General features: G+C 61.8%; 25 protein-coding genes. 8 read left to right on the top strand and 17 right to left on the bottom strand.

The features are described from left to right. Positions 1 to 13 precede the first annotated feature (13 nt). Positions 14 to 478, top strand: a complete 465-nt coding sequence (gene lspA, locus BLS34_RS23755) for a signal peptidase II (protein WP_009452631.1) — start codon at positions 14 to 16, stop codon at positions 476 to 478. After that, positions 475 to 1,587: a flavin-containing monooxygenase gene (locus BLS34_RS23750; protein ID WP_024706425.1), complete on the top strand. Its 1,113-nt coding sequence runs from the start codon at positions 475 to 477 to the stop codon at positions 1,585 to 1,587. The genes lspA and BLS34_RS23750 overlap by 4 nt, the downstream gene beginning before the upstream one ends. Before the next feature lie 383 nt (positions 1,588 to 1,970). Here the strand turns inward: BLS34_RS23750 and BLS34_RS23745 are convergent, their stop codons facing one another. The 15 genes from BLS34_RS23745 to BLS34_RS23675 form a co-directional block, all read right to left on the bottom strand. Further along, positions 1,971 to 2,147, bottom strand: a complete 177-nt coding sequence (locus BLS34_RS23745) for a transposase domain-containing protein (RefSeq protein ID WP_211228858.1) — start codon at positions 2,145 to 2,147, stop codon at positions 1,971 to 1,973. Between the two features lie 103 nt (positions 2,148 to 2,250). Continuing rightward, positions 2,251 to 2,679, bottom strand: a complete 429-nt coding sequence (locus tag BLS34_RS23740) for a hypothetical protein (protein ID WP_028793060.1) — start codon at positions 2,677 to 2,679, stop codon at positions 2,251 to 2,253. Between the two features lie 257 nt (positions 2,680 to 2,936). Beyond that, complete coding sequence (locus tag BLS34_RS23735) at positions 2,937 to 3,674, bottom strand: cytochrome c biogenesis CcdA family protein (protein WP_028793061.1); 738 nt, start codon at positions 3,672 to 3,674, stop codon at positions 2,937 to 2,939. Then, complete coding sequence (locus BLS34_RS23730) at positions 3,667 to 4,146, bottom strand: hypothetical protein (protein WP_028793062.1); 480 nt, start codon at positions 4,144 to 4,146, stop codon at positions 3,667 to 3,669. Before BLS34_RS23730 ends, BLS34_RS23735 begins: the two co-directional genes overlap by 8 nt. A 26-nt stretch (positions 4,147 to 4,172) precedes the next feature. Further along, positions 4,173 to 4,865 (bottom strand): SCO family protein, encoded by a 693-nt coding sequence (locus BLS34_RS23725; protein WP_028793063.1) that lies wholly within the window; start codon positions 4,863 to 4,865, stop codon positions 4,173 to 4,175. A gap of 341 nt (positions 4,866 to 5,206) precedes the next feature. Further along, complete coding sequence (locus BLS34_RS23715) at positions 5,207 to 5,752, bottom strand: TlpA family protein disulfide reductase (RefSeq protein ID WP_028793064.1); 546 nt, start codon at positions 5,750 to 5,752, stop codon at positions 5,207 to 5,209. After that, positions 5,749 to 6,216, bottom strand: a complete 468-nt coding sequence (locus BLS34_RS23710; protein ID WP_028793065.1) for a c-type cytochrome — start codon at positions 6,214 to 6,216, stop codon at positions 5,749 to 5,751. The genes BLS34_RS23715 and BLS34_RS23710 overlap by 4 nt, the downstream gene beginning before the upstream one ends. Next, complete coding sequence (locus BLS34_RS26090; protein ID WP_156907194.1) at positions 6,213 to 6,374, bottom strand: hypothetical protein; 162 nt, start codon at positions 6,372 to 6,374, stop codon at positions 6,213 to 6,215. Before BLS34_RS26090 ends, BLS34_RS23710 begins: the two co-directional genes overlap by 4 nt. Before the next feature lie 9 nt (positions 6,375 to 6,383). After that, positions 6,384 to 6,830: a DUF411 domain-containing protein gene (locus tag BLS34_RS23705; RefSeq protein ID WP_028793066.1), complete on the bottom strand. Its 447-nt coding sequence runs from the start codon at positions 6,828 to 6,830 to the stop codon at positions 6,384 to 6,386. 22 nt (positions 6,831 to 6,852) lie between these two features. Next, positions 6,853 to 8,307: a multicopper oxidase family protein gene (locus tag BLS34_RS23700; protein ID WP_028793067.1), complete on the bottom strand. Its 1,455-nt coding sequence runs from the start codon at positions 8,305 to 8,307 to the stop codon at positions 6,853 to 6,855. A 142-nt stretch (positions 8,308 to 8,449) separates the two neighbouring features. Further along, positions 8,450 to 8,704, bottom strand: a complete 255-nt coding sequence (locus BLS34_RS23695) for a hypothetical protein (RefSeq protein WP_139189454.1) — start codon at positions 8,702 to 8,704, stop codon at positions 8,450 to 8,452. Positions 8,705 to 8,856: 152 nt separating this feature from the next. Then, complete coding sequence (merA, locus tag BLS34_RS23690) at positions 8,857 to 10,281, bottom strand: mercury(II) reductase (protein WP_028793069.1); 1,425 nt, start codon at positions 10,279 to 10,281, stop codon at positions 8,857 to 8,859. 1 nt (position 10,282) lies between these two features. After that, the gene (gene merF / locus BLS34_RS23685) at positions 10,283 to 10,531 is read right to left on the bottom strand and encodes a mercury resistance system transport protein MerF (RefSeq protein ID WP_028793070.1); all 249 of its coding nucleotides are present in this window, start codon (positions 10,529 to 10,531) and stop codon (positions 10,283 to 10,285) included. 10 nt (positions 10,532 to 10,541) lie between these two features. Beyond that, complete coding sequence (locus tag BLS34_RS23680) at positions 10,542 to 10,871, bottom strand: heavy-metal-associated domain-containing protein (RefSeq protein ID WP_028793071.1); 330 nt, start codon at positions 10,869 to 10,871, stop codon at positions 10,542 to 10,544. Between the two features lie 11 nt (positions 10,872 to 10,882). After that, positions 10,883 to 11,281 (bottom strand): mercuric transporter MerT family protein, encoded by a 399-nt coding sequence (locus BLS34_RS23675; protein ID WP_028793072.1) that lies wholly within the window; start codon positions 11,279 to 11,281, stop codon positions 10,883 to 10,885. A gap of 80 nt (positions 11,282 to 11,361) precedes the next feature. Between BLS34_RS23675 and BLS34_RS23670 the strand changes: the two genes are divergently transcribed. Further along, positions 11,362 to 11,775: a MerR family transcriptional regulator gene (locus BLS34_RS23670; protein WP_028793073.1), complete on the top strand. Its 414-nt coding sequence runs from the start codon at positions 11,362 to 11,364 to the stop codon at positions 11,773 to 11,775. A 94-nt stretch (positions 11,776 to 11,869) separates the two neighbouring features. Here the strand turns inward: BLS34_RS23670 and BLS34_RS23665 are convergent, their stop codons facing one another. Continuing rightward, the gene (locus BLS34_RS23665; protein ID WP_093154411.1) at positions 11,870 to 12,982 is read right to left on the bottom strand and encodes a tyrosine-type recombinase/integrase; all 1,113 of its coding nucleotides are present in this window, start codon (positions 12,980 to 12,982) and stop codon (positions 11,870 to 11,872) included. Between the two features lie 147 nt (positions 12,983 to 13,129). On the opposite strand from BLS34_RS23665, the gene BLS34_RS23660 reads away from it, so the two are divergent. Then, a complete protein-coding gene (locus BLS34_RS23660; RefSeq protein WP_093154409.1) occupies positions 13,130 to 14,230 on the top strand; it encodes a hypothetical protein in 1,101 nt (366 codons plus the stop codon). Between the two features lie 127 nt (positions 14,231 to 14,357). On the opposite strand, the gene BLS34_RS25660 is transcribed toward BLS34_RS23660, so the two are convergent. Beyond that, positions 14,358 to 15,317: a hypothetical protein gene (locus tag BLS34_RS25660; protein ID WP_139189453.1), complete on the bottom strand. Its 960-nt coding sequence runs from the start codon at positions 15,315 to 15,317 to the stop codon at positions 14,358 to 14,360. A gap of 334 nt (positions 15,318 to 15,651) precedes the next feature. Here BLS34_RS25660 and BLS34_RS23650 point away from each other — a divergent pair, with 334 nt between their 5' ends. The 4 genes from BLS34_RS23650 (at position 15,652) to BLS34_RS23635 (ending at position 19,520) form a co-directional block, all read left to right on the top strand. Further along, a complete protein-coding gene (locus BLS34_RS23650) occupies positions 15,652 to 16,887 on the top strand; it encodes an AAA family ATPase (RefSeq protein ID WP_093154403.1) in 1,236 nt (411 codons plus the stop codon). Beyond that, entirely contained in the window at positions 16,887 to 17,855 is a 969-nt protein-coding gene (locus tag BLS34_RS23645; protein WP_093154401.1) for a ParB/RepB/Spo0J family partition protein, read from the top strand. Before BLS34_RS23650 ends, BLS34_RS23645 begins: the two co-directional genes overlap by 1 nt. Positions 17,856 to 18,057: 202 nt before the next feature. Then, positions 18,058 to 19,113: a nucleotidyltransferase family protein gene (locus BLS34_RS23640; RefSeq protein ID WP_093154418.1), complete on the top strand. Its 1,056-nt coding sequence runs from the start codon at positions 18,058 to 18,060 to the stop codon at positions 19,111 to 19,113. A gap of 107 nt (positions 19,114 to 19,220) precedes the next feature. Continuing rightward, positions 19,221 to 19,520 carry a helix-turn-helix domain-containing protein gene (locus BLS34_RS23635; protein ID WP_093154397.1) on the top strand — a complete coding sequence of 100 codons (300 nt, stop codon included), beginning with the start codon at positions 19,221 to 19,223 and terminating at the stop codon, positions 19,518 to 19,520. Positions 19,521 to 19,603 lie beyond the last annotated feature (83 nt).

Below are 19,603 nucleotides of genomic sequence, written 5' to 3'. Positions count from 1 at the left end.
AGGACATTCGGACATGCTCAGGCTCGGCCTTCCACTCGCCCTTGGCGGGTTTTTCATTGATCAGGCGACGAAGTGGTGGGTCATGGACCATGTTATGAATCCACCTCAGGTCATTCCCGTCACCGGCTTCTTTAATCTCGTGCTCGGCTTTAACACCGGCGTGAGCTTCGGATTGTTCGGCCAGGCGCCGGTTTGGCTCCTGATGGCGTTCCCGCTCGCTATAGTCGCCGGCCTCCTTATCTGGATCCATCGAAGCGACAGCCGCCTGACGGCATCCGCCCTCGGGCTCGTGGTTGGGGGGGCGCTCGGCAATCTGCTCGACCGGCTCCGGCAGGGTGCCGTGACGGATTTCCTGGATTTTTACATCGGCAGCTATCATTGGCCCGCCTTCAATCTTGCCGACGTGGCGATTGTCTGTGGGGTAGGGCTTTTGCTGATGGAGAGCATTCTGGTAAAAGGCAAAGCAAAGGCTGCATGAACAGAAGCCCTCGCCAGCTATCCGTGAGCCATGGTTCGGAGGAAATAGACGTTCTAGTGATCGGCGCGGGTCAAGCGGGACTCGCAGCCGGCTATTATCTTGCCCGACCAGAGCTTTCATTCCAAATCGTCGATCGCCATGCCCGCGTCGGCGACAGTTGGCGCCATCGCTACGATTCCCTGACCCTGTTCACTCCGCGCGCATTTAGTTCGCTGCCTGGTCTTGCGCTCGATGGGGACCCAGAAGGCTATCCAACGCGAGACGAGTTTGCGAATTATCTCGAAACCTACGCCAGCCATTTCGACCTACCGGTGCATTCCGGAAATGGTGTGGCTCGGCTCGAACGCCGGGCCGATGAGCGGTTCGCCGCGCAACTCGACGATGGCAGGTACATAGTAGCGAAGGCAGTGATCGTCGCGACGGGTGCGTTTCAGAAACCGATAATCCCAACGATTGCTGCCGGCTTCGACAGCGCAGTCAAGCAACTAACACCGGAAAGTTATCACAATCCCAGTGATCTCCCGCTTGGCATGGTCCTTATTGTCGGAGATGGAGCAAGCGGACGCGACATCGCAGCCGAGCTGGCTTTGACCCATGAAGTGGTGCTTGCGGCTGGACGCAGCCGCCGTCTGTTTCCCGAGCGCATTCTGGGCCAGAGTACATGGTGGTGGCTGCACACATTGGGCTTGATGAGAGCAAGGCCCGAATCGACGATAGGACGCGTGATGCGGCGCGCGGACCCCTTTCCTGACAGGGATCGGAGCCTTGACGACTTGGAACGAAGGGGCGTAGCCGTCGCGAAACGCTTAGTCTCTTCACAAGACCGCCTCGCATTCTTTGCCGATGGATCGAAACGGGTGATCGATTCCGTCATCTGGTGCATCGGATATCGAGACGATAGCGCATGGCTCCAGATTCCAGGCAGTACCCGTTCCAACGGAAGCATTCTGCAAGAAGGCAGCCTTTCTCCCGTACCGGGCCTTTTTCATCTAGGACGTCCGTGGCAGCGAAATCGTGCTTCAGCCTTCGTGATGGGCGCTGGTGAAGATGCTTCCGCAGTTGTCGCCGCATGCGCGAAATTCTGCTCCGGTCGCGACGTGCCGGTATGATAGGTCGCGGTGACGTCGGCCACCTGCAGCGTCTGGTTTCAGAAGCAATGACCTGCCTCAGGGACGTCCCGGATGGCGTCGCTTGTTGCCCGACCGCGTTGGTACCGTCCAGCAGGTTCCTACCGTGAATCTATGTCCCAATAATGCACAGGGGCCTGTCAGGATTTCAGGGACCACCTCTGGAGGACCGACGTCGCGGCGATCCTCAGCGGAGATTGATCTCTATCTAGGGCGGATTTCTGCAACCCCAGAGGAACAGAATTGCGCGCTTGCCCGACTGTGGAGCTTAGCGACTAGCGCTTCCAATGACCGTCATGGGGCGACGCCCGATCGTGAGCGTCTGGCCAAGCCCATCTGACCAGGTCTGACGATCGCCGGTACGCTCAGCAGTGCTGAGCGTAGGTCCAGGGCAACAACTCATCGAGCCAGTTGATCTTGTGCTCGGCGATCCGGCCGAGCACGTCGGTGAGCCAGGCCTGCGGGTCGACGCCGTTTAGCTTGGCGGTCTCGATGAGGGTGTAGGCGATGGCCCCGGCCTTGCCGCCGCCCTCGGAGCCCATGAAGAGGTAGTTCTTCCGCCCGACGGCGATCCCTCGGATCGACCGTTCAGGGGTTTCCGTACCGGATTCCCCCAAAGTACCGGGGACTGTTCCAAACGTGGGGTCACGCAGTGGCGGCAGTCGCGACGACACCTCTTCTGGTCGCTGCGTTCATAGCATTGAGACGCATGGTAACGACCGCGTGGGCACCGGCGGCCGACCATCGCATTTGCTGCAGCTTGTTCATCCGGCGGTTCACCAAAGCGTTTGCCAAGCCCTCGGAGATCGACGTGCCGACCGGCTTTCCGGCCCGCTGGCGTTGAGCGTAGTCGACCAGGTACGCGCTCTGACCGTCGACATACTCCCGCAGGCGTGCCTCCTGGAGCTCAACCACAGCACGCTGGAGATCAGCGAGAAGCTGATGCGCCATGGCATGATTGAGGCCGATATCGTCGACGCTGGCCGGAGCATGGATCTCGCCAAGCCAACCAACTTCCAGGCGGCGAGACCCGGAAGTCGGACCGACTTCCACCAGTTCGAGCTTCCAACTCATCCAACACTCCCGTCTCGGCCGATCCATGGATCCCTCACATCTGACCGATCGCGAGAACCCACAAGTCCGTCCGACCCCCACGTTTGGAACAGTCCCCGGTACTTTGGGGGAATCCGGTACGGAAACCCCGTACTATGGTGCAGGGTCAATGTTCGATTCGATAGTGAAAGCAGCAGGCAAAGCGCCTCAGACGGCGGCATTAGATGGCAGGGAATGTACCGGTGGGGGCACCACCCTTCTGTTGGGCTTGTGCGGCGTTATCCGATACGCCCAAGCAGTGGGAATGCGTCGAGCAGCCAGTATGAGAATGTCGAGAGTTGACCGGTCATCATGGTGATCCCCATCGCGACCATAACGCCCCCTGCGATTTGTTGGAGCCGGCGGCCGACGCGTCCAATGGTGCGCAAGCGCCTTGCGAGGCGGTCGGTGAAAGCGGCGGCGAACAGAAACGGGATACCCAGTCCGGCGGAATAGATGGCGAGCAGGGCGACGCCTTCCGCGACGGTCGCGGATGCGGCGCTGGCCGTCAGGATGGCGCCGAGAATCGGCCCAATACAGGGCGTCCAGCCGAATCCGAAGGCAATGCCGAGGACATAGGCAGAAAGCGGCCGTCCACCCGGAACGGACAGGTGGAACCGGAACTCTCGTTGCATCACCGTGATTTTTGCCATGCCGATCATGAACAGACCGAACAAGATCACGATCGCACCGCCCACGAGATTGAGCTCATACCGGTAGCTCAGCAGCATCTGGCCGAGCGCAGTCGCGCTTGCGCCCAGAGCCATGAAGATTGTGGAGAACCCGACGACGAAGTAGAGGCCCATGCTGATTGCCTGCCGTCGATGGTCGGACGGCTCGATGTACACGGTGCTCGTCGTATGCCCGGCGACATAGGAGACGTAGCCCGGCACCAACGGCAGCACGCAGGGCGAGACGAACGATACGGCGCCAGCCAGAAACGCGGCGATCAGGCCGATCCCAGACAGATCAAGCATCGACGATCACTGGCTTTCGACGCACCGTTGGGAGCGCCCTGGCAAGACTGAAACCGGCGAGCGGGACGATGATCCATTGCAGGACCGGGCTGAGTCCGACGTCCAGAATCGGGATTACGGGCATCAGTTCGCGATAGGCCCAGGCTTCCCGTATCTCGATGTTCAGCCATTCGCTGAAAATCGTATAAGCAAGCCCAAAGACGACGGTGCCCGCAAATACAGGAACCTTGCGTTCCGTGGGCCACGCTCCGTCGCCGAAAAGGAACAGGGACAGCATGACGGCGCTGAGCGCGATGAGGATATCGCCACCAGTGCAATGGATGGCTGCGAAGATGATCTCCCCTGCCGACCCTGTTTCCCACAGCGTATAGAGTGGCATATGTGCGAATTCCCAGATCAGGTTCGCGAAGGCGACAAAGGTAATATAGCGGCGCAGCGCCGAAAGCCATCCGACCGCGCCTTCACCGCGCATAGGGTCCATGTCCCGATGGGCGCCTGTCATTGAAACAACCCCTTGAGGTTCTCCCACCAGTCAGGCGCCCCCGGCTTCGCGGGGCGGTCGGGGGCATTGGTGAGCCCGTTGATGTAAAGCACGAGGTTCAACGGCCCGAACCGCAGCCCGTGGAATTTTGCTGCGAAACGCCCGCCTCTGTCGATCACGTGGGTGGCCACCCCGTGCATCTGCTGCCCGTCATCGAGCGGCTCGAACTTGACGTTATAGGTCTCCGATAGAGCGCGCGTCGCATCCTCGGGATCGCCGGGGCGTCGGGTAAGAAACATCCAGTTGCGGGGATCGAGGCCATGTGCCTCGCCATAGCGCCGCAGAATGTCCGGCGTGTCGACTTCAGGATCGGTCGTCACGGTTATGAATTGGACCATGTCCTCCATTGGTGTGCCGTTGATTTTGGACTGGACATCCGCGATTAGTGCGGAATGGAGCGGGCAGACATCGGTGCAGCCGGCGAAGACGAAGTTGAGCACGACGATCTTGTCGGCGAAGTCTGACAGACGGACGGTATTTCCATCGGCATCGGCCAGTTTGAACGGTGGTGCCGGGCTGTCGATGGCCTGAAAGAACTGCTCCTTGCTGCCCATGAACTTGTCGAGATCGGCACCGGGATGATGCGCCATTGCCGGCACGGCGAAGGTGACCGTTGCAATTGCCAATGCGGCAAATCGTGCGAAATACATGTTGTCTCTCCGGAATATCTGGCCGGCCGGTGATACCTATTGGCCGCGTCACTCTTGTCGATGAAGCGATTGTGACGCTGCGTCCGCCTTGCCGTGGGTGGCGCAGGACCTTGCACCGCCGCCACGCATGCACAGGCCGAGGGCGCACATCGCGGCACAAGGCGCAAGGCTGAGTAAAATTGGTGCGGCACCCACGGCAGTCAGCCAGTCCCAGTTGAGTGCCAATCCCGCGCCCACGGTCCCGAGGGCCAGAAAAAGGACAATCCGCCATCTTGATAGCCAAGGCAGCCAGAGTGATAAAGGCAGACGTGGGGCAGGTTCTGCGGCATTTCGGTCTGTGATCATTGGTTGGGTTCCTTTTCGGTGTATTTGGCGATCACAGCTTTGAATAAGGCGATCATCGCCGGTGTGTCCCATTCTGCTGGCCCGATCAGCCGACCGAGCTCCTGGCGATTCGGTCCGATGAGAAGTGTCCCTGGAAGGCCGAGAATCTTCAGATCGCGCGATGCCTTCATCGTCTCGTCGATGAAGATGTCCAGATGGGTGATACCGATCTCGTCGAAGAACCGGCGCACGACGCCGGCACCGGCGCGGTCTATCGACAGCGCCACGACATCGAAATGCTCCCCTCCGAGCGTCTCCTGGAGCCGGTCCAGTGTTGGCATCTCTTCACGGCAAGGACCGCACCACGTCGCCCAGACGTTCAGAAGGACGATCTTTCCCCGCCAACGGTCGAGCGTGAGCATATCGCCGCGTTCGTTAGTGAACGAAATTTGAGAGAGAGGCCGCGGCGTGTCGTGGAGTGGGACGGCAGTCGGTTCGGACGCTGCCGTTACCGATGGGAAAATGAGCCCGAGTACAAATCCGAGTGCAATCGCGACCTTCATCGATTGCCCTCCTTTTCCCGACGGCTGATCTCGGCCTGATGCGTTCGCTCGCGCTCGGGCCAAGTACTCTCGATGAAGGCCAGGACAGCGAGAATCTCGTCGTCGGAGAGCACGCCGCCGAAGCCCGGCATGTCGCTCTCATAGCTGCCGCCGACAACAGCGGCAGGCCCTTCCTTGGTGATGCGGAACAGCATGTCGTCGGGGTGATGCCACGTGTGCCCGGATGCATCATGGGGCGGTGCCGGCATGCGACCGGTCGGCAGGCGGCGCCGCCAGTTCGGCTGACCTTCCAGTTCTGCGCCATGGCAGGAGGCACAGTTCTCTGCGTAAATTGCTTGTCCGCGTTCCAGGCGTTCTGCGGACGGCCCCGTCGAACCGTTCCGGTCAAGTTCGACCCAGAGCAGGCTGGCCGCAGCGCCTCCGCCGAGCAGCGACACAACGCCGAAAGCGATCCGCGCCTTCAACGTTCGCCTCGGAAGAGGTGTTTTATAAGAGCTGCGACTCCGAGGACGAGTACGACAATCACGAGCAGCCAGAAAAGGCCCATGCCCCACATCATCATTCCGCCCATGGCGTCCATCATCTGGCCGCCCATGCCCATACCGGTCGGTGCGTTGTTCATGTCTTTTCCTTACTTGGTCGCGTAGAGGTGCGGGGCGCCGTCGCCGATGGCGTAGATCTCGAAGGCGCCGGTCTTGACCCCGCTCATGCCGGGCGAGCCCTGCGGCATGCCGGGTAGCGTGATTCCCTTGATACCCGGCCGCTCGGCGAGCAGGCGGTCAATAGTCGCAACAGGCACGTGGCCGCTGACCACATAGTCGTCGATGAAGGCGAGATGGCAGCCCTGGAAGCCGTCTGGAATCCCGGACGAGCGGCTCATGGGCACGAGTTCGTGGGTCGGCTCGACGGTGACGTCGAAGCCGTTTTCCCGCAGGTAGTCGGCATAGCCTTCGCAGCAGCCGCACTGCGGGTTCTTGTAGAGGGTCACCTCTTCGGCCTGCACGGCGGTGTCGAGCGTGAGATAGCCGGCGACGCCCAATACAGAGGCGGCTAAAACGGCGATGATAGACTTGCGCATGGTTTATTCCTTCCAAGTCGTGTCAGGCGACGCGGATGACGCCCATCATTCCGCCCGCCTGGTGTTCGAGAATGTGGCAATGGAACATCCAGTCGCCGGGGTTGTCGGCGACGAAGGTGATCTCGACCCGCTCGCGCGGCGCCATCAGGACGGTGTCCTGCCATTCGCGGTGTATCGTCGGCGCGCCGTTGCGCGAAATGACACGGAACGAATGACCATGCAGATGGATCGGATGATGCCAGGCGGTCGCGTTGGTCATCGCGATCACGTGGCTTCTGTCGCGTTCGAGCGTCAGCATCGGGTCGAGGACGTGCCCCTCTGCGGCCTTGCCGTTGATGAACCAGATGCCGTCGCCGTGCATCATGCCCATCATGCCGCTCGAACCGCCTTCTCCCATGCTGCCGCCCATCTCGCGCATCACCATGTCGCCCATCATGCCGCCGTTGAAAACGATCTCATGCCGGCGGACCGTTGCGGGATCGGGCTCCGGCAGGGGGTTGGCCGGCAGGGCGACGGACCAATTGGGTGCGCTGTCCCTGAGCGGCGCGTCGTCATAGGCGAGGTCGATTAGCCGGTATTCGAGGTCCTGATAGAATCTGTCGATGACCTGCACCCGGCTGCCCGGCTCTGCAGTCATGTCGAGGATAAGATCGGCGCGCATCGCCGGTCCGAGAACGACAAGACCGCCTGCCGGTTCGTGCGGGGTGACCGGCTGGCCGTCGAGGGCAATGACCGTGGGCGCGTGATCCTGGAAATCGAGACCGAAAATGCGAGCGTTCGCGGCGTTGACGAGCCGCAACCTAACCCGCTCGCCGCGCCGCACCGCGAATTCCTCCGGAACGCGGCCGTTGATGGTCGCTGTATTGCCGATCCGTCCGCCATGGCTCATGTCGTGACGGTTGCCGAAATCCTCGCCGATCTCGGCGGACTGCGTCAGCCGCCAATCGTCCAGGACCCAGGTCACCTCGCGGTCAACCCGGGGGGGGTCCGCCTCCTCTATGATCAGGGGACCGTAGAGACCGCGCCCGACTTGCTCGAAGCTCCGCTGGTGCGGGTGATACCAGAACGTCCCGGCATCGACCGCGTCGAACTCGTAGACGAAGGTCTCCCCGACGCCGATCGGCCGCTGGGTAAGATGCGGCACGCCGTCCATTGCGTTCGGCACGCGCAGCCCGTGCCAGTGGACGGTGGTCTCCTCGGCCAGAGCATTCTCGACCGTTACGCGGAGGCGCTCGCCCTGGCGCACGCGGAGTTCCGGGCCGGGGACGGCGTCGTTATAGCACCAGGCCGGCGTCTCGCCGTGTGGCTCGGGCACGAGACGTGCCCGGCCGGGGGCCGCGCGCAGCGAGAAATTCTTCCTCCCAGCGGCGCGCGCGGGATTCGACATAAGGCGCAGCATCGCCAGACTCGCCGTGCCGGCGGCGAGTGCTGTCAGCAGGCGTCGCCGTGACAGCGGCAGGTTGTGGATTGGGGACATTGTCGTGGCCTCATCTGATGTCGGGATTGCGGCACCAGCACGGTTCTCGATCCGAGCATGGGGTCAGCAGCGGCGGCCGGCGCAAGGGCCGGGCAATCGCGTTCCGACGCAGCGATCGAGGCGTACCTCGACCCGCGTCCGATCAGATGAGGGTTCGGGGAGGGTAAGGCTCCGGCAGACCGGTCTGGCCCACCAAGCGTTCAACCAGCAATGGCTTGGCCACGTGCGCAAAGTGGGGGCTGAACATGTCGATCTGGCCCAGGCTCGCAGCGAACGAGACCGTGCAGACGATGTCGCATGTTGTTCCGCTGTCCTCGCCGTCAATGTCGGTGCCGCAGCCTTGACAGTCCGCCATATCGGTTATGCCGGCGTCGCCCAAGGCCATCTTGAGCGACATGGATGTCGCGCCCGCAGAATGCACAATGACCCCCGCCGCAAAGAGGGCGAGCACTGCGAGGGTAAAGATCCGGTTTCGCGAGAGCATAGGTCTTTATACGGTGGGGGCTGTGGACTGTCGAGGCGCAAGGTGTCGCGGCCTCCGAGATGGGTCTATCCCGCACAGCAGGACAGCATCGCCACGTCCTTGTCGAAAGTCTGGGCGGCGAGTTTCAGCGCTTCGACGGTCGTCAAATAGGGGAAAATCGTCTCACCGAGCGCCTTCGCCGTCATGCCGGTCTTGAGGGCGAGGGCCAGCGTCTGGATGCTGTCGACGCCTTCAGGCGCGAGGATCTGGCCGCCCAGCAGCCGGTCCGTGCCGGCGTCCGCGACCAGCTTAACGAGCCCGCGCGTATCGCGCGCCGAAAGCGCCCGGGGCACCTGGTCAAGCGGCAGGATCGAGGTCTTGACGGCGTAGCCCGCTGCATTGGCAGCGGCTTCGCTCAGACCCACGCCCGCCACCTGAGGGTCGGTGAAGACCACCCAGGGCATGGCGGTGTTGTCGTAGACGAGGCTGTCGCCGTTCAGCGCGTTGAGTGCGGCGAGCTTGGCGCCGTAGGCGGCCATGTAGACGAACTGGTCGCGCCCGGTCACGTCGCCGGCGGCGTAGAGACCGGCCTTGGAAGTACGCATCCGCTCATCGATCGCGACGCCACCGTTGTTGGCGAGCTGGATGCCGTTTTCTTGAAGATCGAGCCCGTGCGTGTTGGGCGACCGCCCAGTCGTTACGAGCACCCGGTCTGCCGTCAGCGTTTCCTCCCGGCCGTCGACTTCCACGGTCAGGGCAACCGCGCCATTTGCTTGCACGATCCGCCGATAGGCGAGGCTATCACGCACGGCCAGGCCCTCGTCGCGCAGGTACCCGGTCAGGGCGTCCGAGACTTCCGGCTCGGCCTCGGGCAGCAGACGCGATCGGGTCACCAGCGTCACCTCTGCGCCCATCCGTGCGAACATCTGGGCAAGCTCGCAGCCGATGTAGCCGCCACCGACCACGATCAGAGAGCGGGGAAGCTCGGTCAGTTCCAGTGCGGTGGTGCTGGACAGCCACGGCACGTCGTCGATGCCGGGGATGTCCGGCGTTGCCGGCGCGGCGCCGGTCGTGATGATGGCCTTGCCTACCGGCATCACCTGTCCGTTCACGGCGATGCCGTCTGTGGTCAGGCGTGCGGCACCGTCGAGATAGGAAATGCCCGGCCAGGCGGACAGCAGGTCGATGTACTTGCCCTGACGGAGGCTCGTCACCAGTTCATCCTTGGCGCTCACAAGAGCTTGCCAGTCCGCCACCTGGGCCTCTCCGGCGAGGCCGGGAAAGCGGCTCGCAGCGCGCGCGCCATGCAGCGCCTCGGCGGCGCGGATCATTGTCTTCGATGGGACGCAGCCGACATTGACGCAAGTGCCGCCGATGGTGCCGTGGCCGATCAGCGCCACATTCGCTCCCTGTTCGGCCGCGGTGATGGCGGCGGAGAATCCCGCGGAGCCAGCACCCACAACGGCGAGGTCGTAGCGTCCGTCTGACGGCGGCGTGCAGCAGTCAGTCATGTCAGGTGTTCTCCTGTATTGCATTGGTATCAGTCGTGCAGCAGGCGGCAGCCCGTTGCCGCCGCCAAAGGCCGTAGGCCGTGATGCCGACAAAAACCGCCAGCGCGGGCAGCAGCACATAGTCGAGCCAGCCGAGCCAAGCCGACAGCCCGACCACGCCCAGCCCGATGACCAGCACCGGCGTGAAGCAGCAGATAGCGGCGATGACGGTGCCGATGACACCGGTCTTGATGAGCGTGGCGTCTTTCATATGCCCGCCCTCACGATTTCGGCTGGGCGGGATATCCCGCATTCGTCGACGCAGCGGCGATATCCGCCGTGGACGTGGTGCTCGGGTCGAACACGGCCGTGGCCGTCTTGGCTTCGAAGTCCACTTCGACGGAGCGCACCCCCTCGACCCCTTCCATGGCCTTGCGCACGGTGATCGGGCACATGGCGCAGGTCATTTTCTCTATGGTGAAGGTTTCCGTGGCGGTTTCCGTCGCTGCGGTTGTCGACTGCGCGTTTACCTGCGACTGCGGCACCAGGAAAAGCGCGGCGCCAATGGGCAGGATGGCTGCCGCCGCGGCTGTGATGAGGGGTCGTTTCATATGTTCGTCTCCTAATAAAACAGCGGCGCCCACCAGTTGATCGTCAGCGCCAGAACGAGCAGCGCCGTCCCGATCCAGAGGGCCGTTTGGGTGATGATTGAGGCCTGCGGCCGCGCGCAGTAACCGCCGTCCGCACACGCCTTTTTCGGCTTCACATACATTTGGTAGAAGCCGAGCCCGATGAAGACGAGGGTCATCGCAGCGAAGTAGGGCTTGTAAGGCTCCAGCGCGGTCAGATTGCCGATCCACGCGCCCGAGACGCCAAGCGTCAGCAACACCAGCGGCGCGATGCAGCAGGACGATGCCAGCACCGCGCCGATCAGCCCGCCGGCGGCATACCAGCGCTTTCTGTTGTCACCGGCATTTTCCGGGGTTTGGTGGACCTCGGAGCCGGTCTGCACCTCATGCATGTCGTTCTGTCCTCGATCTTGTTGTTCATTCAAGGTAGGGTCTGTAGTAACTACAGGCTCAAGGGGCTATTGCAGAAAAGATGAGAAACGACACGTCAGGGAAGGGATTGCGCAGGGCCGCGCTGGCGCGCCGGACCGGCTGCAACCTGGAGACCATCCGCTACTACGAGACGATCGGCATGATGCCGGAGCCGCCGCGCACGGAAGCGGGTTATCGCGTCTACGATGACCGCCATGTGGAGCGGTTGCGGTTCATTTTGCGGGCGCGTGAGTTGGGCTTCTCGCTCGACGATATCCGCGGGCTGCTCTCCCTCGTCGATCGCGGTACGCAGACTTGCGCCGAAGTGAAGGAGCGCACGGAACGGCATCTTGCTGATGTGCGTGAGAAGATCGCTGATCTCAAGCGCATCGAGCGAGTGCTGGCCGACACAGCAGCACAATGTTCCGGCGACGAGCTGCCCGATTGTCCCGTGCTGGAGGCACTGACTTCGTGAAACACCATGACGACCCAGCCCTGGGATTCCGGTACGGAAACCCCTCGTCGGACCAACGCCGGTGCCCTCTCTCCGCCATCACCCATACAAACGGCTAGTCAGATGTCTTTCGCTTACCGCCCATCACCAAAGCGGAGGCGCTTCGATCGACCCGCCGGGTCTCTTCCACATACCGCAGAGCCGTCACCGGCGTCTTCCAGCGCCCGGCGCGCTGCACGGCAGTGACATCCCCGTCGGTCGCCTCCGCCACGGCCGTCGCCATGCCCCGGCGCAGGCTGTGGCCGCCCCAGCGTATTGGTGCTGTGATGGTCTTGCCGCCCCGGTAGGTGCTCCGGACATCGAGACCCACCTCCCCTGCCCGCTCCTTCAGGATCAGCCGTACACTCTGCGCTGTCAGGGCCGTATGTTTGAGGCCGCCCAGCGGATCGAACGCCCGGAAGACCGGACCCTCCGATACGCCGGCCCGCTCCATCCAGTCGTTCACCGCCCGAACCGGACACAGGCTCGTACCCGTCTCTGCGATCACACAGACGTTGTCGCGATCGCCCTCGTCCGTCTTCGTGGTTCCCAACCAGATCTCATATCCGCCGTCGACCGCCTGCAGGTGATCCGCGTCTATCGCGACCAGTTCGCTTCGGCGCAGCGCCCCGGCATAACCGACCAGGATCAGCGCCCGGTCGCGCAGGCCGCGCAGCCAAGTCGTATCAATGGCCGCCACGATCGTCGTCAGATCCTCGATGCCCAGCGCCTGCACGGGCTCCTGACGCACCAGGACCGGGTTGTTGCGGGCCAGGCCCTTCAGCTGGTTGCGGATCGCCGGGTGTTTCCAGTCGAGCCCCTGCCCCGCCTCGCGGAAGAAGTGCTTCAGCGCCGCCAACCGCAGTTTGACCGTCGACAGCTTCTTGCGCGCCGCCGCATCCCCCGACGGCACCAGCGACGCTAAAAATGTCGCGATCTGCTCGGGGTGTTCGGTGAGCGGGGTCAGGTAGCGCGGCCGGCACCAGGCGCAGTATTGCCGCCAGCCGGTCTCGTAGCTGCGCCGGGTGTTTTCGCTCAAGGCCGCGTCGTTGTTGCGGCCGGCATCGCCGAGATTGGCGATCAGCGCCCGGTCGAGGGACGGGTCGAGCTCGACGACGCCTGGTGCCGTCGGGGCGGGAAGCGTCGTCGGCCCAGCGTCACTCTCAGTGTCACCCTCAGCGTCACTCATCGTCAGCGCTCCCGGTTTTGTGGCCGTGCGGGTCGTCTGAGCCGGATTCTAGCGGGTTTTCCATTGATATCGATAAGGAAAATTATCGTTAGTAACAACAGATACCCCTTAGACGCATAGTTAAGGGATGCTATCGTTACGCGCCCCATGGAAACCTCTGACATTATAGCATCCCTGGATGCCTTTGCTGCCGACCTGGAGGGCGAGCGCGACCCGGTTCTAGCCCGGCTCGATGCCCTCGCCGACACCCGTGTGGTCTTGGCCGCCACGGACGGTGTTACCCGGGCCATGCTCGACCTGGAGCGCGCAGCCCTGCGAATCCCAGCTCAGCGACGTCGTCCCCTGCTGCGGATCCACGAAGCGGTCGCCCTCACCCGCCTGAATGGCGAGATGGTCCACGCCGACACCCTCCTCCTGGCCGACCTGGAACGCACCCACTCGCGCATCGTCGGCCCGATCGGTACCGGCCTTCGTGCCTTGAGAGCCTTACGGGCCCTCGACGACCCCAACACACCGTCCCTGGAAACAGCCTTCCTACACCTCGATCGCGACATTACCGAATGGCCGGCCGATCGAGACTTTGATCCCCGAGCGCTGGCGATCCGTCGGTTAGTCGCGGAGATTGAAGCCATCGTCAGTGCCCAGGGACCCGTGCTGGCCCGTCTCTACGAAGTGTGGCACTCCGTCGTCGGGGCGGACCTTCCCGAAACAGACCTCACCGGCGCGATTGCCGATACGGCGTCCTCCCTTACCGGTGACGACCCAGTCTGGCTGCGACAGGTCGAATCCTTGCACGACACCGACCCGCAGCGGATGTTTGCGGCTGTCGCGCTGTCATGGGCGGCATGGAGGATGGGATGGACGCAGGATAGCGCTCTCAGCACAGCCGCTGCCCTGCGCGCCCTGCCCTACCCCCAGACAGATAGAGCCGATAATGCGCTGGCCTGGATGGCGCGGATTTGCACCCAGTCCGCCGAGTTGACCCGCTTGGAAGTGATCCGAATTGCACATGCCCTCGTTCAGCTCGAACTCGACGCCGGCGGTACACGGGACCGCTCCCGGACGGCCATGATCGACGGTCTCTGCGCGAGACCCGTCACAACGGCTGCCCAGCTCGCGCTAGATGCCGGGGTGACACGACCACCCGCCCTCAGGTTCCTGGACCGCCTTGTGGGCAAAGGGAGTTGTCGGTGGAAGGGTGTAAGGGAGAAAGGTCGGGTTGCTGAGGTCATTCGACTGATTGGGTAGGTATTGCTTGGCTGACGGAACTCGGGCGTACCTGGCTTTCTCTGATCCCGCTCAGAGCGACTCAGTTCTCCGCAGAGAACGATGTAAGTGCCTGAAACGCATCAAGAGTCATGACCAAGCGCCTGCTTCATCTCAGTCCAGCCTTGCGAAGCTCGCACGCTAGCCTCACCGGGTCGTTCGCGAGATCAAATGCGCGGATGTCCAATTGCATCTCGCGAACGAGACGCTTCGCGTCAGCCAGCCAATCCGTCGCCGGCCTACCCGCGATCTCTCGGACCAGAGGGTCGGTGTGCATGGTCAGCGATCGACGTGAAGGCACCAATGAAGTCGCCTTGCGTGGATCGTCGGTTCCTCTCGCCGTCGGGCCGGACTTGCAATGTCTCTCTGCGGCGGCCCAAGCGCGGTAGGTCTTATCCGGTTCTACAAGGCCCTTGCCGACGTTCTTGAGACGAAACCGAGCCAGAAAAGCGGTTTGGTCCAGATCGGGACGGCAGGTTTTTACCAGGTCTACGGTCTCGTCAGATGGATTCCAATCGGTCGTTATCAGCGTGACGACCGAGCCGGTCTTTTCCTCTTCGCAATTTTGAGCCTGGTGAGAGAGAGTATGTTTTCTTGAGTCTAGTTCTGGGTTCCGATCCGGAACTCTGGGTAGGGCCGCAGCGGAACCCTGGGCGGCATCCACGGTTCCGGTTCGGAACTCTGGCAGTTCCCCGTCACCATAGCGCTCGGCGACAATACGGAAGATCCGGCCGCCATTTCGCCCGGTCGCAGACCGTCTCGTTGCGACCTGCAGGTGGCCGTGGGCGACCAGATAGTCGATGGCTGCCTGCAAGCGCTTCTTCGACCACGCTTGCCCATTCTTCCCGAGGTTCTGGCGCAACCGCTCGCTGGAGGGCCAAGCCACTCCTGTGTGGAAATCGGCGAATCTGCTCAATCCGATGAGAACCGCAATTTCGTCGGAACCGAGATCCGGGTGATCGATCCAGATTCGAATCTGGTCGTCGGCGTTCGGCCGCGATCGCGCGGGCGGAGGCGCCAGTGCTGCTGAATTGTGCATTTTTGCGTAAAAAACGCCGAGCGAAGCCATCGCCAAACGAGGTTTGACGTTGACCCTGCTTTCCGATTCGCTACACTGAAGTTCTGTTGAGCTTGTGAGCGATTCGTCGTTCAGAGCCGGAGAGCCCTCGTCGGTTGCCGCCGCCGGGGGCTTTCGCTTTTTCGGTCATCGACTCGGCAGTTTCCCTCCGTTCCAGTCTCACTGAGTTGCACAAAAGCACCGCTAAAACAGCACTTTGTGCAACAAGGTTGACAGGATCGTGGAAGAAAGATCAAGTCGAAAATGCAAAGGGCGTGGTGCCGAGCTACAACGACATGTGTTGAAAGCTCCCAGGTATCCACAACATTTTCGATGCGAGGCCAAGATGGCAGATAGGCTCGGGGACGTTGAACATCTCGTTGATCAAGGTCAGCAGGCACTCGATATCGCCTGGTCCCGATCGCAGAGTTTGCTCGCGGAGAGCGAAGGGCAACCGGAATCTCATTCGCGGCCGCGGCTCTATACCTTCCAGGAAGTTGCCGGCTTTTTGAACGTCTCACGCCCGGCGCTTGCCCGCTATGCGGAGAATCTGCCCGATTTCCCGGCCGGTCGGCGGCGCGGTCCAGCGATGGTTTACTCACCGGCTGAAATCGCGGAGATGCGGCGGCTGATTTTCGCAGCGTCCGGAAACATCTCGTATCTCCCTGCCCGGCAACCGATCATCGGCGAAGAATGCGCGATTATCGCCATCGCCAACTATAAGGGCGGATCAGGAAAGTCCACGACGACCTTGCTCGCGGCCTCCCATCTGGCGCTGCATGGCGGCCTGCGCGTGCTGATCATCGATGCGGACCCACAGGGCTCGGCAACAAATACGTTGCGGGTGTTCCCAGCCGAGCAGGTCATTGAACCCGGCCATAGTCTGGCAGGCTTCTATCATGGGGCGGATGCGTCGAGTCTTATCCGTCAGACCTACATGAGCGGCGTGGACATCTTGCCGGCCACGTTCGAATTGCAGGATCTCGAGTTCTCGATGATCGCGCGGATCCGGGAGGATTCGGCGTTCCAGTTCTACACCTTGATCGACGCGTTTATCGGTGAGGTATCTGCAGACTATGACGTGGTGTTGATTGACTGTAAGCCGGATCTTGGGCTGCTGCCGATTTCGGCACTTTATGCCGCGAGCGACGGGGGGCTGATTGTCCCCTTCACCCCGACGATGCTGGACCTGAGATCGACAATCCAGTTCCTATCCGTTGTGGCGTCGACCGGTCGTCAGATTCAGGAAGCGGTCGGTATGGAAGCGTTCAATTTCCCAATGTTGCGGCTGTTAATGGGCAAATGCGACGGTAACTCCCCAGCCGAGAAGGCGATCATGGCCAGCGTCTATGACACGTTTGGACGAGATCTTGTTTACGGCGAGGTCGTACCGAAGACAGAGCTGATCACGGCGTCCTTTGCGGACCAGACGCTGCCGCATGCAAGCTTGCCGGATACGGTCGCGCGCAAGACGATGAAAACGGGTATGGCAGGTATCACCAGGGCTATGAAGCAGATCGAGAAAGATATTTGGACAGTCCTTTGGCGCCGCCGCTGGGATGAGAAGCGGGAGGCCGCGTGATGGCGGATCAGAAGAAGTCCCGACCGAGGACCTTTGGGCGACCGGAAGGTGACGGGAACCCACCTCAACCCAGAAATGCAGGCCCACAGGCTCCGATCGCAGGAATGTTTACGTCCTCGGTCAAATCGATCGCCGCTGAGAACGAAACGCTGCGTGCGGAACGCGACAAGGCCGTGCTCTCGGGTTCAATGTTGCTCGAGCTGGACCCCGCGGCGATTGAGGATGGGTTGGTTTCGGATCGCCTCGAGGTCCGAGGTGACGATCAGGAGTTCGAGGACCTCAAAGCCTCTATCGCAAGCCGCGGACAAGATCAGCCGATTACAGTCCGGCCGAGACGGGGAGAGGAGGGCTATGAGCTCATCGCCGGCCGTCGCCGATTGCGCGTGTGTCGAGAGCTTGGTCGGACGATTCTCGCACGGGTCCAGGACCTGGACGATCACGACGCGCTCGCGGCGATGTGGAGTGAGAACAACCTGAGGCTCAATCCAACCCCACTGGAGCTTGGGGTCTGGATGATCGCCGTGAAGGAACGATTTGGGCTGGCAAATACCGACCTGCTGAAGGTCACGGGATTTTCAAAAGGGTATGTCAGCGAGCTTCAGAAGATCGGTGTCGGTTTTCCGGTTGAGATTCGGGCGATCCTTGCAGATCCCCGTAAGGTGTCCAAGGCGGCGGCTCTGCAGATCGTCGATGCCTGGGCCGACCGGCCGAGCCGGAAGGCGATTGAGGGAATTCTCGACCGAGCGGCCGGCCTCAGCGACACCGGTAAGCAGGTCGCCGCCATCCTGAAGGCTGGGGCAGGGCAGGGGGCGCCGAAGCCGGAGCGGGAGAAGGTCGAGATCGTCGATTCGGGCGGGGCGCGTCGTGCTGTCGTGACGCGGACTGAGTCATCCTGGACGATCAAACTCGATCAGCCTCTGTCGGCGGATCAGGCGGGACGTATCGAGGAGATTTTGCGGGGCGGATGAAACAAGTTCTCTGGAGAGAACCGCGTAAGTCTTTGTATAGTAAGAGCTATGCCTGCCAAGGCAAATGGGACAAGGCCTCTGCCGGCGCTCCCTGAGTGCAGATATCGGAATGGCTTACCTTCGTGCCACGCGAAATAATTTTTGCGTGGTACGAAGGCTTGGGATACATTGCCACGCAGAAAAGTCTGTGCGTGGTATGCAAATGGCGAAGCCCCCGCCTGTCATTCGCCGTCACTCGGCCACCGCGCTTGCGGCCTATCACGATCTCGTTTCGTTACTGCTTGACGAGGCGGTCTCCCAGATCCGAGGGACCCCGACACCGAGAATACGCGGCTCCCGAACGTATTGGTACGATCGCTATCGGGTCGGCGTCGAGATGAAGGAGCGTTATCTCGGCGAAGAATCGGAAGAGCTGTTCCGGCGGATCGAGCACCATGAGACGCTGAAGGCGGATCGCGAGGAACGCCGTCGGGAACGCGCACGGCTTGTTCGGCTGCTTAGGAGCGAGCGCTTCCTGGGGGTCGACAGCGCCACGGGCAGCTTGCTGGCCGCGTTCGAGCGGGCAGGGGTGTTTCGACTGGGCGGAGTCCTGGTTGGGACAACGGGCTTTCGGATCTATGAAGGCGAACTCAGCCTGAACCTCACCTTGGACCAGGCGGCGATGACCAATGACATCGATATCGCCAGTTTTGAAAAGCTGTCCCTCGCCTTGGGTGAGAGCGTCCTGCCCACAATCGGGGACATTCTTCATGACTTCAAGTTCGAGCCGGTGCCGGCCATGGAAGCCGGCAGGGTTTGGCGGTGGCGTCAAACCCGCAGCCAGACCCTGGTGGAATTTGTGGCGCCGAGCTTCAACGCAGAGGAGGGGCTCCGCGAGCTCGTCGCCCTCGGCGTTAGCGCTCAGTCTCTACACTATCTGAACTTTCTGATCGCCGACCCTATTCCGGCTGCAGCGGTGTATAGGGACGGGATCCTCGTCCAGCTCCCCCGTCCAGAACGGTTCGCTATTCACAAGCTGATCGTGGCCGATCGCCGCAGAGATGGATCGGAGAGCCTGAAGGCACGTAAGGATCGGCTGCAGGCCGACCTCATGATCGCCGTTCTCTCGGAGGATCGCCCGACGGATCTGCTGGAAGCGTACGAGGACGCTATGGCCCGAGGTCCTCGATGGCGGGAGCGGTTGTCTCGCAGTCTGCAGCAGTCCCCGTTTGCTGCGGCACAGTTGAACGCCTTGCGTTCGACCGGGGGTTGTAATTAAATATGTAGGCGGGTCGTTGAGATCAGCTTCCTCAAAGAGATAAGGGCAGAGAGTACCGAGAACGCGTAGCGCAAAATAAAATCGCCAATAAATCGTGGAGGTAGTGAATGGTGATTACGTCTGTTATTCAAAGAAATGTATTCCACGATCTGGCTGATAGTGAAGAAGAAGCAGAAGATCTTACCGTCCGTGCGGACCTAATGCGTGGCATTAACGATATAATCCGGGGCAATGGATGGAGCCGCAAAAAGGCTGCTGCTGAGTGTGGTGTGCCGGTGTCTACCATTAATGATCTAGCAAAAGGCCATATCGACAAGCTTTCACGTGATGCGCTGATTAAAATGGCCACGCATCTTGGAGAAACTGTCCGTATCGAACGAGCGGAGAACCATAGTTCGGGCGAGTGACGCCCGCTATAGAACTGCCAGCCTGCGATACGGATGTTCGGCGTCCGATCGCACGATCGCAATTCCGCAAAGCCAGCGTTTGA

It is taken from the genome of Thalassobaculum litoreum DSM 18839 (genome assembly GCF_900102465.1).
In the GTDB taxonomy this organism is placed as follows: domain Bacteria; phylum Pseudomonadota; class Alphaproteobacteria; order Thalassobaculales; family Thalassobaculaceae; genus Thalassobaculum; species Thalassobaculum litoreum.
The sequence above is the reverse complement of the archived record's forward strand: the minus strand, read 5'-3'. Positions and strand labels throughout refer to the sequence as shown.

Coding starts and splice junctions, on each gene's coding strand:
- lspA (WP_009452631.1), top strand. CDS start 14: ATGCTCAGGCTCGGCCTTCCACTCGCCCTTGGCGGGTTTTTCATTGAT.
- BLS34_RS23750 (WP_024706425.1), top strand. CDS start 475: ATGAACAGAAGCCCTCGCCAGCTATCCGTGAGCCATGGTTCGGAGGAA.
- BLS34_RS23745 (WP_211228858.1), bottom strand. CDS start 2,147: ATGGGCTCCGAGGGCGGCGGCAAGGCCGGGGCCATCGCCTACACCCTC.
- BLS34_RS23740 (WP_028793060.1), bottom strand. CDS start 2,679: ATGAGTTGGAAGCTCGAACTGGTGGAAGTCGGTCCGACTTCCGGGTCT.
- BLS34_RS23735 (WP_028793061.1), bottom strand. CDS start 3,674: ATGCTTGATCTGTCTGGGATCGGCCTGATCGCCGCGTTTCTGGCTGGC.
- BLS34_RS23730 (WP_028793062.1), bottom strand. CDS start 4,146: ATGCGCGGTGAAGGCGCGGTCGGATGGCTTTCGGCGCTGCGCCGCTAT.
- BLS34_RS23725 (WP_028793063.1), bottom strand. CDS start 4,865: ATGTATTTCGCACGATTTGCCGCATTGGCAATTGCAACGGTCACCTTC.
- BLS34_RS23715 (WP_028793064.1), bottom strand. CDS start 5,752: ATGAAGGTCGCGATTGCACTCGGATTTGTACTCGGGCTCATTTTCCCA.
- BLS34_RS26090 (WP_156907194.1), bottom strand. CDS start 6,374: ATGAACAACGCACCGACCGGTATGGGCATGGGCGGCCAGATGATGGAC.
- BLS34_RS23705 (WP_028793066.1), bottom strand. CDS start 6,830: ATGCGCAAGTCTATCATCGCCGTTTTAGCCGCCTCTGTATTGGGCGTC.
- BLS34_RS23700 (WP_028793067.1), bottom strand. CDS start 8,307: ATGTCCCCAATCCACAACCTGCCGCTGTCACGGCGACGCCTGCTGACA.
- BLS34_RS23695 (WP_139189454.1), bottom strand. CDS start 8,704: ATGTCGCTCAAGATGGCCTTGGGCGACGCCGGCATAACCGATATGGCG.
- merA (WP_028793069.1), bottom strand. CDS start 10,281: ATGACTGACTGCTGCACGCCGCCGTCAGACGGACGCTACGACCTCGCC.
- merF (WP_028793070.1), bottom strand. CDS start 10,531: ATGAAAGACGCCACGCTCATCAAGACCGGTGTCATCGGCACCGTCATC.
- BLS34_RS23680 (WP_028793071.1), bottom strand. CDS start 10,871: ATGAAACGACCCCTCATCACAGCCGCGGCGGCAGCCATCCTGCCCATT.
- BLS34_RS23675 (WP_028793072.1), bottom strand. CDS start 11,281: ATGCATGAGGTGCAGACCGGCTCCGAGGTCCACCAAACCCCGGAAAAT.
- BLS34_RS23670 (WP_028793073.1), top strand. CDS start 11,362: ATGAGAAACGACACGTCAGGGAAGGGATTGCGCAGGGCCGCGCTGGCG.
- BLS34_RS23665 (WP_093154411.1), bottom strand. CDS start 12,982: ATGAGTGACGCTGAGGGTGACACTGAGAGTGACGCTGGGCCGACGACG.
- BLS34_RS23660 (WP_093154409.1), top strand. CDS start 13,130: ATGGAAACCTCTGACATTATAGCATCCCTGGATGCCTTTGCTGCCGAC.
- BLS34_RS25660 (WP_139189453.1), bottom strand. CDS start 15,317: ATGGCTTCGCTCGGCGTTTTTTACGCAAAAATGCACAATTCAGCAGCA.
- BLS34_RS23650 (WP_093154403.1), top strand. CDS start 15,652: ATGGCAGATAGGCTCGGGGACGTTGAACATCTCGTTGATCAAGGTCAG.
- BLS34_RS23645 (WP_093154401.1), top strand. CDS start 16,887: ATGGCGGATCAGAAGAAGTCCCGACCGAGGACCTTTGGGCGACCGGAA.
- BLS34_RS23640 (WP_093154418.1), top strand. CDS start 18,058: ATGGCGAAGCCCCCGCCTGTCATTCGCCGTCACTCGGCCACCGCGCTT.
- BLS34_RS23635 (WP_093154397.1), top strand. CDS start 19,221: ATGGTGATTACGTCTGTTATTCAAAGAAATGTATTCCACGATCTGGCT.